The sequence below is a fragment of the Corynebacterium sp. HMSC072A02 genome (genome assembly GCF_001810085.1).
GTDB classification, from domain to species: Bacteria; Actinomycetota; Actinomycetes; order Mycobacteriales; family Mycobacteriaceae; genus Corynebacterium; species Corynebacterium hesseae.
This window is the reverse complement of sequence record NZ_KV799804.1, coordinates 1-14,493: the sequence shown is the minus strand read 5'-3', so window position 1 is coordinate 14,493 and position 14,493 is coordinate 1. Positions and strand designations below refer to the sequence as shown.

General features: G+C 62.1%; 9 protein-coding genes and 1 pseudogene. 7 read left to right on the top strand and 3 right to left on the bottom strand.

All coding sequences use genetic code 11. The annotated features are described in order from the left end of the window. Nucleotides 1-268 precede the first annotated feature (268 nt). Nucleotides 269-1,591 carry a YkvI family membrane protein gene (locus HMPREF2698_RS00185; RefSeq protein WP_070561347.1) on the top strand — a complete coding sequence of 441 codons (1,323 nt, stop codon included), beginning with the start codon at nucleotides 269-271 and terminating at the stop codon, nucleotides 1,589-1,591. 136 nt (nucleotides 1,592-1,727) lie between these two features. On the opposite strand, the gene HMPREF2698_RS00180 is transcribed toward HMPREF2698_RS00185, so the two are convergent. Both HMPREF2698_RS00180 and HMPREF2698_RS00175 read right to left on the bottom strand, forming a co-directional pair. After that, entirely contained in the window at nucleotides 1,728-2,765 is a 1,038-nt protein-coding gene (locus tag HMPREF2698_RS00180) for an aspartate-semialdehyde dehydrogenase (protein WP_070524049.1), read from the bottom strand. 19 nt (nucleotides 2,766-2,784) lie between these two features. Then, nucleotides 2,785-4,050: an aspartate kinase gene (locus HMPREF2698_RS00175; protein ID WP_070561344.1), complete on the bottom strand. Its 1,266-nt coding sequence runs from the start codon at nucleotides 4,048-4,050 to the stop codon at nucleotides 2,785-2,787. A gap of 146 nt (nucleotides 4,051-4,196) precedes the next feature. On the opposite strand from HMPREF2698_RS00175, the gene HMPREF2698_RS00170 reads away from it, so the two are divergent. Beyond that, nucleotides 4,197-5,069, top strand: coding sequence for a DMT family transporter (locus tag HMPREF2698_RS00170; protein WP_070561342.1), 873 nt, complete (start codon nucleotides 4,197-4,199; stop codon nucleotides 5,067-5,069). Between the two features lie 14 nt (nucleotides 5,070-5,083). On the opposite strand, the gene HMPREF2698_RS00165 is transcribed toward HMPREF2698_RS00170, so the two are convergent. Next, a complete protein-coding gene (locus HMPREF2698_RS00165; RefSeq protein ID WP_070561340.1) occupies nucleotides 5,084-6,277 on the bottom strand; it encodes a mannosyltransferase family protein in 1,194 nt (397 codons plus the stop codon). A 304-nt stretch (nucleotides 6,278-6,581) separates the two neighbouring features. Between HMPREF2698_RS00165 and leuA the strand changes: the two genes are divergently transcribed. From leuA to HMPREF2698_RS00140, 5 genes and pseudogenes are all read left to right on the top strand, one after another. Then, a complete protein-coding gene (gene leuA / locus HMPREF2698_RS00160; RefSeq protein ID WP_070561338.1) occupies nucleotides 6,582-8,396 on the top strand; it encodes a 2-isopropylmalate synthase in 1,815 nt (604 codons plus the stop codon). Nucleotides 8,397-8,699: 303 nt separating this feature from the next. After that, nucleotides 8,700-10,619, top strand: a complete 1,920-nt coding sequence (locus HMPREF2698_RS00155) for a hypothetical protein (protein ID WP_070561336.1) — start codon at nucleotides 8,700-8,702, stop codon at nucleotides 10,617-10,619. A 98-nt stretch (nucleotides 10,620-10,717) separates the two neighbouring features. After that, nucleotides 10,718-11,884 (top strand): annotated as a pseudogene (locus tag HMPREF2698_RS00150) (DNA polymerase III subunit epsilon); the annotation flags it as partial. 372 nt (nucleotides 11,885-12,256) lie between these two features. Then, the gene (locus tag HMPREF2698_RS00145; protein ID WP_070561332.1) at nucleotides 12,257-13,546 is read left to right on the top strand and encodes a Mur ligase family protein; all 1,290 of its coding nucleotides are present in this window, start codon (nucleotides 12,257-12,259) and stop codon (nucleotides 13,544-13,546) included. Further along, on the top strand, nucleotides 13,539-14,318 hold the full coding sequence (locus tag HMPREF2698_RS00140) for a type 1 glutamine amidotransferase (RefSeq protein WP_070561329.1): 780 nt from the start codon (nucleotides 13,539-13,541) through the stop codon (nucleotides 14,316-14,318). Before HMPREF2698_RS00145 ends, HMPREF2698_RS00140 begins: the two co-directional genes overlap by 8 nt. The last annotated feature ends 175 nt before the right edge of the window (nucleotides 14,319-14,493 follow it).

Below are 14,493 nucleotides of genomic sequence, written 5' to 3'. Positions count from 1 at the left end.
AGCCGTTATAAATGGGCGTCGGGAGTCACAGCACCTGCACAGACGTGCGGCAACTGACAGGTCCTGGCGGCCCGTCCGGCGCCAGCTCAGTGAGAAATCGTAGTGTCAGCTGGAAAATACCTATCGACCACACCTAATCTTTTTCGAGGCACACGTGATAAATCGATAGTCGAACCGGGCCCGCGAGGCTTTCCCGATTGCCCGCACCACACCTTGGGTTGTGATGACATTCCCCGGCGCGTGTGAGATTGAGAGACCTCTTTACCTTATGTGGAAACGCGCAGTGGCCATTTCCATGGCCTTCATTGGTGTCGTCGTCGGCGCCGGATTTGCCTCCGGCCAGGAAGCACTCCAGTACTTCGTGGCTTTCGGAAACATGGGACTGTGGGGTGTACTCCTCGCCTCCGCCCTCATGATCATTACTGGTGTAGCCATTTTGCAGCTCGGCTCCTACTTCCAAGCGGACGAGCACACGGCCGTCTACGACAAGATTAGTGGCCCCATCGTCTCCCGAGTGCTGGACTGGGGCACCCTAGCCACGTTGTTCTCCATCGGCTTCGTCATGTTCGCCGGTGGTGGCTCGACCATCAGCCAGCAGTTTGACGGCGTGCCCATCTGGGTGGGTGGGGCCGTGATGCTCGTGCTCGTTCTGCTGGTAGGCCTCCTCGACGTGGATAAGGTCAGCAACGTCATCGGCGCGATTACGCCCTTCATCATCATCTTCGTGGTTCTGGCCACCGGTTACACCATCATCGTGACGGATGTTGACTGGTCTAGCGCCAATGATTTCGCGGTCAACAACGTCGAAAGCCCTCTCAGCAACTGGTGGCTGGCCGCGCTGAACTACACCGGCTTGAATGTCATGTGCGCGGTGTCGATGTCCATCGTCATCGGCGGCAACATCCTGGATAACCGCGCCGTCGGTGTCGGCGGCCTCATCGGTGGCTTTTTCTACCTGCTTCTACTTACCCTCCTCGTGGTTTCCCTCTACATGGTGGCGCCGGATGTGCACAAGCAGGACCTGCCGGTGCTCACGTTGATCAACAACGTGAACCCGATCCTGGGTTACTTCATGACCTTCATTATTTACGGCATGGTCTTCAACACCGCCATCGGCATGTTCTATGCCATGGGCAAGCGCCTAACCCGCAAGAAGCCGAAGCTCTTCTACCCCGTCTACGCGGGCGCCTGTGTCGTGGGCTTCATCCTCTCCTTCATTGGCTTCAAGCAGCTGGTCTCCAGCGTTTACCCGATTCTGGGTTGGATTGGCCTGCTCATGATTGCAGTCATGGTCATCAGCTGGATTACCCAGCGTGACAAGATCACCTCCGAGTCTGACCGCCGCGTGCGCGCCCGCACCTTGGTCAAGCGCCGCCTCGACCCGCGCGAGCACTTCACCAAGAAGAACGAGCGCGAGCTGCGTAAGCTGGCCGCTGCCTCCAACATGGAAACGGAGGAGTTCGTCGAAGTCGTCGCCGAGGAAATCCACGAGGAACTCGAAGCCGACGATGAGATTGAATACGACCGCGAGGATCCAGACCCCTCCGTGACCTTCGTGGAGCACACCAAGCCCGAGGTCCCGAAGGACTAGCGTTTCCCGCATGTGTAGCGGGCCGCGCGTCCCGCTACACATAGCCACAATTAGAAAGAAGTCCGCCCCAGAATTCACTCTGGCGGCGGACTTCTTTTATTGAGGAGAACAGTGCGGCACTGTCGTGCGCCACACGCTAGACCAGCAACTCCGCAATCTGAATAGCGTTGAGCGCTGCGCCCTTGCGCAGGTTATCGCCAGACACGACGAAGACGAGGCCCTTGTTGTCCTCGACCGTCTGGTCCTGGCGGATGCGCCCGACCAAGGAAAGGTCGATGCCGGCTGCCGCCAGGGGCGTCGGCACATCGACGACCTTGACACCCGGCGCGGCCGAGAGCACCTCGCGAGCCTGCTCCGGGGTAATCGGCTTCTCAAACTCCGCGTGTACGACCATGGTGTGGCCAGTAAACACCGGGATGCGCACGCACGTGCCGGACACCTTCAGCTCTGAGATGCCCAGAATCTTGCGGGACTCGTTGCGCAGCTTCTGTTCCTCGTCGGTCTCTTCGGTTCCGTCATCCACGAGGTTGCCCGCCAACGGCAGCGCGTTATACGCAATCGGAGCGACATAGGGGCCCAAATCCTCCTCGGAGACCTCAAGCGCAGAGCCGTCGTGGACGAGCTCAACGTTGCGGTCACCGATTGAGGCCACCTGCTTGACCAAGGTTTCCACGCCGGCCAATCCGGAACCGGACACGGCCTGGTAGGAGGCGACGCGCATGGTGGTGAGACCGGCGGCGTCGTGAAGCGCCTTCGTCACCGGCATGATCGCCATGGTTGTGCAGTTCGGGTTGGCGATGATGCCCTTGGTGACGTTGTCTTTATCCTGCGGGTTCACCTCTGACACGATGAGCGGCACGTCCGGATCCCGGCGCCACGCAGAAGAGTTATCCACCACGGTGGCGCCGGCCTCGGCGAAGAGCGGTGCATACTGCTTGGACGTCGAACCGCCGGCGGAGAACACGGCGATGTCGATTCCTGCAAGGCTCTCCACAGTCTGCTCTGCCAAATCTTCGACGACGACCTTGTCCTCGCGGAAGGTGAGCTCCTGGCCTGCTGAGCGTGCGGAGGCAAAGAAGCGGACCGTATCGGCCGGGAAGTTGCGCTCCTCCAAGAGGGTGCGCATCACGCGGCCAACCTGCCCGGTAGCGCCTACAACTGCAACAGTGGTCATGACCTTTACTCCTTAATTTTTAGCGTCCGGTACCAGCATAAACGGTGGCCTCTTCCTCGCCACCTAGCTGGAACTTATCGTGCAGGGCCACGGCGGCCTTCTCCAGATCGGCCTCGCGGGTAAGCACGGAAATTCGGATTTCGGAGGTTGAAATGAGCTCCATGTTGACCCCGGCGTCACGCAATGCCTCCGTGAAATCTGCGGTAACGCCCGGGTGGGACTTCATGCCGGCACCGACGAGGGAGACCTTGCCCACCTGGTCGTCGTAAAGCACGTTGGTCCAGTGCCCCTCTTCCTTGAGCTTGGCCAGGATCTCCATGGCCTTTGGGCCGTCCGAGCGCGGGCAGGTGAAGGTGATGTCGGTGGTACCGGAGTCCAGCGAGGAGACGTTTTGCAGGACCATGTCGATGTTGATCTCGGCGTCCGCGATGGCGCGGAACAACTTGGCCGCCTCACCTGGGCGGTCCGGTATGCCCAGGACGGTGACCTTAGCCTCGGAACGGTCGGTTGCGATACCAGTAAGTACTGCTTCTTCCACGGGGATATCCTCCATTGAACCGGCGATGAGCGTGCCGGGGTCGTTTGAATAAGATGAGCGGACTCGAAGGGGAACGTTGAACGCGCGGGCGTACTCGACGCTGCGCAGGACCAGAATCTTGGAGCCCACAGCTGCCATCTCCAGCATCTCCTCGAAGGACAGCTGGTCGAGTTTCTGGGCGTTGTGGACGATGCGTGGGTCGGCGGTATAAACGCCGTCGACATCGGAGTAAATCTCACACACATCGGCCTTGAGCGCTGCCGCCAGCGCCACCGCGGTGGTGTCCGAGCCGCCGCGGCCGAGGGTGGTCACATCACGCGATTCCTTGTTCACGCCCTGGAAACCCGCAACGATGCAGATCCGGCCTTTCTCCAAGGCTTCGGTTAGACGGCCCGGGGTGACGTCGACGATGCGGGCGTTTCCGTGGCGCTCGGTGGTGAGCACGCCGGCCTGGGAACCAGTGAAGGACTGAGCCTTGGCACCAAGGGACTCCACGGCCATGGCAACGAGTGCGTTGGAGATGCGCTCGCCGGCGGTCAACAGCATGTCCATCTCACGCTGCGGCGGGACGGGGTTGACCTGCGCTGCAAGATCAAGCAGGTTATCGGTGGTATCTCCCATGGCGGAGCACACAACAACGACGTCGTTGCCCTGCTTCTTCGTCGCCACAATGCGCTCCGCCACCGCGCGAATGCGCTCTGCGCTTTCGAGGGAGGATCCCCCGTATTTCTGTACGACTAGGGCCACTGACGGTCCCACCTTTCCTGTTTGTGAGGGCCATTACCTGTTCACCGCCCAATACCTATAGACCGGCAGTCAACTCCTTTAGACTACCGCCCTTTGGTTCCCATCGAAACACGTGCTGGATATTAATTCCAGGTAGGGTAGAAACGATGCTTTCAAACCTGGTTGCCATTACTTTTGCACTGGCCTCCGCGCTAGTCGTGGCCTGGGGCACAGTCATACGCCACCGCATCGTGTTGGACGCTAGCTCCAGGAGCGTCATGCGCACCGCTATTCGGACTCCCTTGTGGTGGGTGGGGACCAGCGCCGCCGTTATTGCCTACGCGCTACAGCTCGTCGCTCTCCACTTCGGCACGCTGCTCATCGTGCAGCCAATCCTCATCCTGTCCCTCATGTTCACGCTGCCGCTCGCCGCCTGGTATTCCCGGCGGCCGATGCCGGCACGGGAGGTGTTCTGGTGCCTCACGCTGACCATCGCGGTGAGCATCATGGTGGTCTATGGGCGCCCCACCGCAGGCTTGACGACGCCCACCTGGTCCCAATGGTGGCCCGCCTTCGCCCTCGGCGCGCTTGCCCTCACCGCTCTGTTCGTGGCGGCCTATAACCGGCCGGAGGAGTCCGCCCTAGCGCTCGGGAGCGCGTGCGGCATCCTGTATGGCTACGTGGCGCTCGTAGCCAAGGCAGTGGTGGACGTCCTCTCCCACGAGGGCATCACAGCCTTGCTGGCCAGCTGGGAGCTGTACGTGCTCATTGGGCTGGCGGCTGCCGGAACGGTGATCCAGCAATATTCCTTCCACGCTGGCGCGCTTGCGCACTCTTTGCCTGCGATGACCATCATGGAGCCCATCGTGGCCTTCGGTTTGGGCTACTGGGTCTTGGGCGAAAAATTCCAGGTCAGTAGCGTTGCGGGTTGGTGCGTGATGGGGGTTTCGCTCATCATCATGATCGTTGCCACAATCGTCCTATCCCGCGTGCCGGTCAACCCGGGAAGCGCTCAGCGCGCGGAGCAAAGCCCACGCTAGGACGAGCTTCCGCGCTAGATGGCCCACTCAAAGACCACCAGCATATAAGCGGAGAACCACGCCGACCACAGGACCCAGGCGCTACATGCGAGCCAGAGCTCGCGGGGTCGCAGCACCTCAGACGCGCGCACGGCCCAGGGAAGCGCCAAGATAATCGCGGGCAGGAGGAGACGCGGGCGCGAGTGCATGAGGCCATCGGAAAGCAGCACATTCGCACACAGCGCGGCGCTAAACCACCACGCCACCGGATTCAGCCTTCCCCACGCCGCCACCAGCAGCACGGGGACGCCCAGGATCACCAGAACGCTAAGCAGGTAGCCCACATCGTTCTTCTCCGTCAGAACTTCCCACACGAACCGTACGGTGGCAGCACCCCAGTCGAAGGTGGAATGCCAGTGCTCGGTCTGGATGCCAAAGTAGCCGCCGGCCTCTGCGAGGTAGCGCTGCGTCCACAATAAATACGCTGGCAGCGGAAGCGCTGCCACGATGAGGCTGAGCCAGGCCTGCCACGAGCGCCGCCCATAGATGAGCACCCACAAGGCAAAGACAGCAAGGAAGTCCACGGAGGTCAGCCGCACAAACGATAAGGCAAAGCCGAACGCCGCCGCGCGCCACCAGGCGCGATCATCCAGCGCGACGAGTCCCCACACCAGGAGGGCCCCGAAGAGGGCTTCGGTATAAGGCATCGAGAACACGATGGACATCGGAGCGCTGCTCACCACGATGGCAGCGGCGCATTGCCCACGGCGCCCCGCCCCCAAGCGCTGCGCCAAGACCATAATGCCGGCGGCCATGGCCACGGTGAGGAGGGTGTTAACGATGAGCGCGGCTACTTCGAGGCTGATCCCGGTCCATCCCAGGACCCGCAACAGCATGGGAAAGCCCGGGAAGAAGGCCATTGTCGTCTCATAGACAGGGCCATCAGTGTGGATATCCGCGTCAAAATATCCCACCCGAGCAATTTCCAGGTAGTACTTGGAATCCCACGACGTGAGCCGATCCCACAGCTCCTGGTCATTGACGGCGGCGATGACGTTCAGAACGGCAATGCGCACCGCGGTTCCAACAACCGCGACCAACGTGGCAAGCGGCACCAGTGACAGCGCTCCTTGCGTGCCAGCAGGGGAGGCGTCTGCCGCGCGCCCGCTATCCGCCGTGGGCTCTTCCCCCGGATCCTGAGTAGTCTTCGTGGAGTTTTCTTCATGCACGCCACAACATCCTAGCCACCCACATCACGCATCCCAATATGTGAAATTAGTTGCCATAGAATGAGAAGCGTTGTATTGTGGCTCACATGACTTTGCGGCACACTCTCCTCCTTAGTAGCCGCGGCGGGTTTTAGGTTTCTAGCTTCACGGCCAGCGCCCCGCCGCGGAGCGTGGTGATGCCAACACACCGCAGCTGGCCGTCCCCCACGATTCACGCCGAAGCTGCGCATCGAAACAACGCAGCACAGTAAAACGCCTTTGACCCCAGACCCATAGGCCCCAGACAAGGAATAGAACAACCACCATGTCCCCCAACGATTCTTTCATCTCCGCTCCCCGCGAAATCACCACCCCGGCTGGCCCGCGCAACGAAAACCAGCCCGCATGGAACAAGCAGCGCGGCTCTTCGATGCCAGTAAACCGCTACCAGAGCTTCGCCGAAGAGGTAGAACCGGTCTCGCTGTCTGACCGCACGTGGCCGGACAAGAAAATCACCGTGGCGCCACAGTGGTGCGCCGTGGACCTGCGTGACGGCAACCAGGCCCTCATCGACCCGATGAGCCCTGAGCGCAAGCACCGCATGTTCGACCTGCTGGTCAAGATGGGCTACAAGGAGATTGAGGTAGGCTTCCCCTCCGCCTCCCAGACGGATTTCGACTTTGTTCGCGAAATCATCGAGGGCAATAAAATCCCGGACGACGTCACCATCCAAGTCCTGGTCCAGGCGCGCGAGCACCTGATCCGCCGTACTTTTGAGGCTTGCCAGGGCGCGAAGAACGTCATCGTGCACTTCTACAATTCCACCTCGAAGCTGCAGCGCCGCGTAGTCTTCCGCAAGGACCGCCCGGCCATTAAGAAGCTGGCCACGGACGCTGCGGAGCTCATCAAGGGCATTGCCAAGGATTACCCCGATACCAACTGGCGCTGGGAATACTCGCCGGAATCCTTTACGGGCACCGAACTGGACTTCGCCGTCGAGGTCTGCGATGCCGTTGTTGACATCATGGAGGCCACCCCGGAGAACCCCATGATCATCAACCTGCCCTCCACGGTGGAGATGATCAGCCCCAACGTCTACGCCGACCAGATCGAGTGGATGCACCGCAATTTTGCGAAGCGGGATTCCATCATCATGTCGCTGCACCCGCACAATGACCGCGGCGAGGGAATCGCCGCCGCCGAGCTGGGTTACATGGCCGGCGCAGACCGCATCGAAGGCTGCCTGTTTGGCAACGGTGAGCGCACCGGCAACGTGGACATCATTACCCTGGGCCTGAACATGCTGACCCAGGGCGTGGACCCGCAGATCGACTTCTCCGATCTGCCTAAGATCCGCGAGACGGTGGAGTATTGCAACCAGCTGCGCGTGCCGGAGCGCCACCCTTACGGCGGCGAGCTGGTATTTACCGCCTTCTCCGGTTCACACCAGGATGCCATCAACAAGGGCCTGGACGCCCTGGCGCAAGAGGTGCGCCCAGGCGCGAACAACACCGAGGTGTCGTGGGAAGAACTGCAGGAAACCACCTGGGAAGTTCCCTACCTGCCCATCGATCCGAAGGACGTCGGCCGCGATTACCAGGCGGTCATCCGCGTCAACTCGCAGTCCGGCAAGGGCGGCGTGGCCTACATCATGAAGACCGATCATGGCATCAATATGCCGCGCGCCATGCAAGCGGAGTTCTCCTCCGTCGTGCAGGCGGTGACTGACGCCGAAGGTGGCGAAGTCAACTCCAAGAACATGTGGGATATCTTTGCCAACGAGTTCTTAGAGCGCACCTCCCCGCTGGAACTCGTCACCTTCCAGGTTGATAACTCAACCACGGAGGACGAAGACGCCAAGGTAACCGCAACCATCGTCTTTAACGGCGAGAAGCGCATTATCTCCGGCATGGGCAACGGCCCCATCGCCGCATACGCCAACGCGCTGGAAGACGTCGGAATCGACTTCGAGGTCATCGATTACTCCCAGCAGTCCCGTACGGCCGGCGACGATGCCGAAGCCGCCTGTTATATCGCCGCCGAAGTCAATGGCGCACAAGTGTGGGGTGCCGGCATCGCCGGATCCACCACCCGTGCGTCCATCAACGCCATTACTTCAGCGGTCAATCGCGCGGACTAATCCTCCGCCGCGACACAGGGCGACACAAGGAGGAGGCGAGCTGTTTCGCGCGCCTCCTCCTTGCGCAGTCTCTCGCACGCGCACTCCCCTCGCTAAAGCTACTGACCGTAACATCGCGCTGGCTACACATTGTTGTAGGCCAGCACGGAGAGCTATAGAATAAATACGCGACACAATTGCACAAAGGCATTGAACACCTTGTGCACCCAATAAGAATTTCAGTCCGAACTTCGGCATTCCCTACTGCGCTCAGTTTTGCAACTGCGCGCATTTGTTGCAGTTCGGCAGGCGAAGGCGAACACTATGACGGTCACTAACTACGTGGTCCCCCACTCTGGGTTTGGTGAACCTCGCCGCCTCACGGTTGATGCCGTTAACCCGGAGATGTTCCTGCAACTGCTCTCCCTGGCGGATAACAACCACCTCAACGTCACCCTGTGTGGGCACTCAAGCTCCGGCTTCCGCGTCCGGTATGAAGATGACATCGTTGGCGTCATCCCCGCTTCCCAATCCGCCGATTACACGGAATTGGATTGGATCATTAGCGCGGGTTTGACCCCACAGGCCACTGCAGAAATTTCGCTCCGCGAGGACGCGGTGGAAGAAACCGTTCCGGCATTCGAAGTTCTCCTCCCGGAGCCAGGCCTGTGCGTCCCGATCAATGTTCCCCCGGCTCAGCGATGGGGCATGCTCGACGGCGACCGCGCCCTTCGCATCACTGACTTTTCGGCCCACACCCGTTCCCTGCCGAAGCACCCTGCGCATCTACTCGTGCGCTTGACTAACAGCCGGCGCTTCTTCCACCGCGCCATCGAGGTTCATCTCGATGACAAGCTCATCGCCACCGTTCCGCGCGATCAGGCCACGTGGCTGAGCGATACCATCGCGGGTTTCAAGCACGAGGGTCTCATTGCCATTGCGCGCGCCTACTTCACACCGGATGATAAATCCCCAGCCCTGACCGTCTACTCCGAAGAAGGAACACCAGACGCTCACGTCGCCGTGGGGACCGCCGGCGTCATCGCTGCCGCCGCTGGCGCGGTTGCCGCGACGGCCACAAACACCGATAGGGCTCATGCAGCAACCGCTCCGGTAGGCGGGTTCCAGGCAACGGGCACGGCACACACCGCAAGTTCCGCTGCCACACAGGGCGCACAAGTCCTCTCCTTGAAATCCTTCGGGACCGCCGCAACAGTTGGCTCAAAGATCGCCGCTGCTAGTACTGGTGTCAAGCTGGTGTGCGCGGCAAGCGTTGCCGTCATCATCGGCGGAACCGCTAGCTTTGTATCCTCTGTGCACGCACTTCACTCCGCCCCCAATCAGGTTGCTGACTCGGCTTTAGAGGAGCACACCACTTCGCTCCTTGCCCCCAGCCCGGCCAATAATGCAGAAGCTGACGCCGCGCTTTCCAGCGAAGCTGACGCAACCGAGGACACGGCTGCAGGCGCCCACCGCCCCGATAACCAGGGGCACTCGGTAGCACCACGCGCCCTCGACCGAACCACTTCCTCGACTCCGGCGGAGCCAACGGAACTGTCTGAGCCGACGGAGCCGATTAAGCTGGCCGAGCCCACGCAACGTGCAGAGCTCGTCACGCCCGGAGAGGCAATCCCTTCCCCGCGCAACACGCACCACGCTGAAGTCACACCGCCAGCACCGCGGGAAACCGAAGCCACAGAAGAGTCCACGTCGCGCACGTCACGGCCCTGCCAGGAGGATTCCACCTCCACCACCACAACTACGAGCGCACCTAGCTCCACGCGGAGCGTGCCGACGTCCTCGCCTTCGGCGACCCCAACTTCTTCGACGACACCGACCTCATCAACTTCGGCGCCGAAGACGACTGCTACGACGCCAACGTCCCGCACCACCACACCTGTCAGCACTCCGCCCACGACTACGCCAGCGGAGTCGACTACTCCTGCACCGACGACCTCCAAGCCCGCTGCATCCACGACTGCTACGCCAACCACGACAAAGACTCAGCAGCCCAAGCCCAGCACCTCGTCTCAACCAAGCACCACGACTAAGCCCAGCACCTCGTCTAAGCCGAGCACTTCGCCCAAGCCGAGCACCACACCTAAGCCCAGCACCACGCCGAAGCCGGAACAGACTTCTGAGCCCACACCAGACCGCACTCCTGAGCCGAGCCGTGAGCCCGAACCGACCCCCGAGCCCACGCCAGACCACGACGGCTGGGTCATCATCATCGAGACCGACTAGTCCGCAACACGCCCTGCCTCGCTGCCAATTCGGGGGATACGGCAGCTTCACGTGTGCCCTTTCCAGCTTCCTCGCGGTTGGGTACTAAACTGTGAACAATGACTACGACACCCGGCCCCACCGAACCTGCAGCGCAGCTCAGCGCAGCAGAGACGCCGGCCGCGGCGTCGCCACAATCCAGCGCCCCGAAACCAGGACCGCGCCCTCACCCAGCTGAGAACAAGCAGAACAGCAAAGAAGATAGGGCGTCGGCCCGCGAAGCAGCCCTCGCTGCCTTCCCCTTTGTTGCGCTGACCATCCAGACCACTGGCATTCACCCCTCCACAGGTCGGTTGCTTACCGTGGATGCGCTGACACTCAACACCGCGGGTGAAACCGGCCAAGAGTTCCACGCCGTCCTCAACCCCGGCGAAGACCCTGGCCCCCGGCATCTTCACGGCTTGAGCGCTGAGGAAATCCAGGCGGGTCAGTCCTTTTCCATGTTGCTCAAGCCGCTGGATCGGCTCATCGATGGCCGCACGCTCATCGTCCACGATGCCCCGTACACCTGGGGTTTCATCGTCGCCGAAGCGCGCCGCGCGATGACTGCCGCCGCCCGCCAAAACCGTGCGCGCAACCGCAACCGCGGCAAAGGCCGGCGCCGTCGCTTCAAGGTGGGACACGTTCCCACCCCAGTAACCATCGTCGATACGCTTGCCACCGCTCGCCGCCAAAGCGTGTGGGGCACCGATATCCGCCTAGCGGCCGTCGCGCGGGATACCGGTCTTCCCGCGCCCGACCCCACCGCCAGCGTCGACCGTGCGCAACGAACGGAAAAGGACACCTCCCGCGAGGCAACCCTTCTTCTCGTGGACCTCTACCGTGCGCAAGCCGCGGGCCCGCTCAGCAGCGCGGCACCGGATGAGCTGCGAGCTGATCGCTTTGGGCTACAGCGTTCCCACGTCCGCGTCGACGCTGCCGAAGCTCCCCGTCAGCACCACAACCCCGGCCCCTATGTGCCCGGCAAGGAACTCATCCGCGGCATGGAGATCGTCGTTGCCCCGGAGATCACCGAGGACCCCGACACCATCATCGCGGCGTTGGCCCGTGAGGAGCTGAACTACTCGGAGAAGCTCTCCCGCGAGACGTCCCTCGTGGTCTGCAACATCACCACCAACCTTGTGGGCAAGCCCATGCATGCTCACCGCAAGGACATCCCGCTGATGTCCGATGTTGCCTTCCTCGCGGCCCTTGAGCGCATCGAGGAACCGACCGAACCTGAAGAGCAATCCACCTCCGGCGCAACGAGCAATTCGGGTAAGCGCCACAGCAGTGGGCAGCCCAACCGCAATCGTTCCACGAACAAGAACCGCCGCCGCTCGCGTCGCAAGTCCTCCAACGCCCAGCACTCCCCTAAGCAAGGACAAGGGCAGAAGAAGCACCAGGGCTCCCCGGCCGACGGATCCGGAAGCGACAAGCCTGCTCAGTCGGACTCCAACTCGAACAACCGGAATAAGGGCGGCAACAAAGGGCGTCGGCGTCGCCGCCGCGGCGGACGCGGCCGTCGCAGCAATGGCAACCAGCAGAACCAGCAAAACTCGGGACACAACCGCTCCCACAACACCGATAGCTAGCGTCCCCCGACTACTCTGGGGAGCATGAATTTTAACTTCCGAAGCGCGTTTTCTTCCGCGCGCACCGCGGTTGCAACCTCCGCCGCGGCGTTGGCCACCACCGCCTCGCGCGCCACGGGCCGCGGTGCGGGCGGCATGATCGGCGGGCTCATCGCTAACGCCATTGACCCCACTATCATGCAAAACCTGGCCAAGCAGCGCCCAGCCGTCTTGGTCACCGGAACCAACGGCAAGTCCACGACCACGCGGATGCTCGCCGCAGCCGTGCGCACTACGCACACCGTGGCCACCAACGATGGCGGCGACAACATGGATGCAGGAATCATCTCCGCGCTCTTAGCTGGCAAAGATGCAAGCCATCTTGTCTTAGAAGTAGACGAGCTCCATGTCCCCCACGTTGCGGATAACCTCAACCCCACAGCGCTCGTGCTGCTGAATCTCTCCCGCGACCAGCTGGATCGCGTCGGTGAGATCAACAAGATTGAGCGCGCCCTGCGCGGCGCCGTCGAGGCCCACCCGGACATGCTCGTCATCGCCAACTGTGATGACGTCCTCATGACCTCCGTGGCCTATGACGCAAAGAATGTCATTTGGGTGTCCGCGGGTGCCGGCTGGATGGGCGAATCCGTCACCTGTCCGCGCACCGGCGGCCACATCGTGCGTGACGGTGAGGACTGGCGCGCGGTCAAGCCGCTTGCCGACGGCCGCGAGTTCCGCCGCCCCACCCCCACCTGGGCGGTGACGGAGGAGGGCATTGTGAGCCCGGGGGGCGTCGACAAGCTCAAGCTTGCTCTGCCGGGACGGGCCAACCGCGGTAACGCCGCCCAGGCCGTCGCCGCCGCCGTGGAGGCCTTCGGCGTGGACCGCCACAAGGCTATCGCCGCTGCCGAAGGCGTCAACGACGTAGCCGGACGCTACTCCACCATCACGCTGGGCAAACGCGAAATCCGCCTGCTCTTGGCTAAGAATCCGGCCGGCTGGCAGGAGGCGCTGTCCATGGTGGACCGTGACGCCGATGGCTTGGTCATCGCCACTAACGGCCACGTGGCCGACGGTATTGATATGTCCTGGCTCTGGGACGTGCGCTTCGAGGATTTCGAAGGCATCCCCGTCAAGGCAGCCGGTGAGCGCGGCACGGATCTGGCCGTGCGTTTGGTCTATGCGGATATCTCGCACGAGCTCATTGCAGACCCACTCGCCGCTATTCAATCCTGTCCGGAAGGCCGCATCGAGGTTTTGGCCAACTACACCGCCTTCCGCGATCTGAAGAAGGCACTCACCGCCGCAGCAGCAAAGGAGCACTCGAATGACTAGCCTGCAGATTGGCCTCATCCTCCCGGACATCCTGGGCACCTACGGCGATGACGGCAACGCCCTAGTCCTGCGCCAGCGCGCCCGCATGCGCGGCCACGAGGCGGAGATTGTCCCCATCAAGCTGGGTGAGCCGGTGCCGGAATCCTTTGATGTCTACACCCTCGGCGGCGGCGAGGACACCGCGCAGATTCTCGCGGCGGAGCACCTCATCACCGATGGTGGCCTTACCCGCGCTGCCTCCGCAGGTCGCCCGATTCTGGCGATTTGCGCGGGCCTGCAGGTGCTCGGCGAATCCTTCCGTGCATCTGGCCGCGTGGTGGATGGCGTGGGGCTTATCGACGCCACCACCGCCTCCATGGCCGAGCGCGCCATCGGCGAGGTAGCCACCGAGCCGACCAAGGCCGGCATCACCGCTGAGCTCACCGAGCCACTCACCGGTTTTGAAAACCACATGGGTGCCACCATCCTGGGCCCCGCCGCCCAGCCGCTGGGAACGCTCACGCGCGGAACCGGTAACGCAGATACCGCCGCCATCCTGGACCTCTCCGACAAGGCCGTCCAGCGTGAAGCCGAGGGCGCGGTACAGGGGAGCGTCATCGCCACCTACATGCACGGTCCCGTCTTGGCGCGCAACCCGCAACTGGCTGACCTTCTACTGGCCAAGGCCATGGGCGTCGCGCTTAGCGAACTCGAGCCCTTGAACATCCCCGCCATTGATCAGCTGCGCACCGAGCGCTTTAATTCCTCGGAGCCGCCGCGCTCGCAGCGCTAGATATCAACAGAAGTAACTAACTGAACCTATTGACCAGAATCTTCGGTACACGGTACAGTAAGCAACGGACGCACCAAGGTGCTCCGCTTCCGAAGCTCGTGTGAACAACACGAGCTTTCGCGTATCCAGGGGGGAAGATGTACGGCCTAAACGACAAAACGTGTTGTTTTCCGGC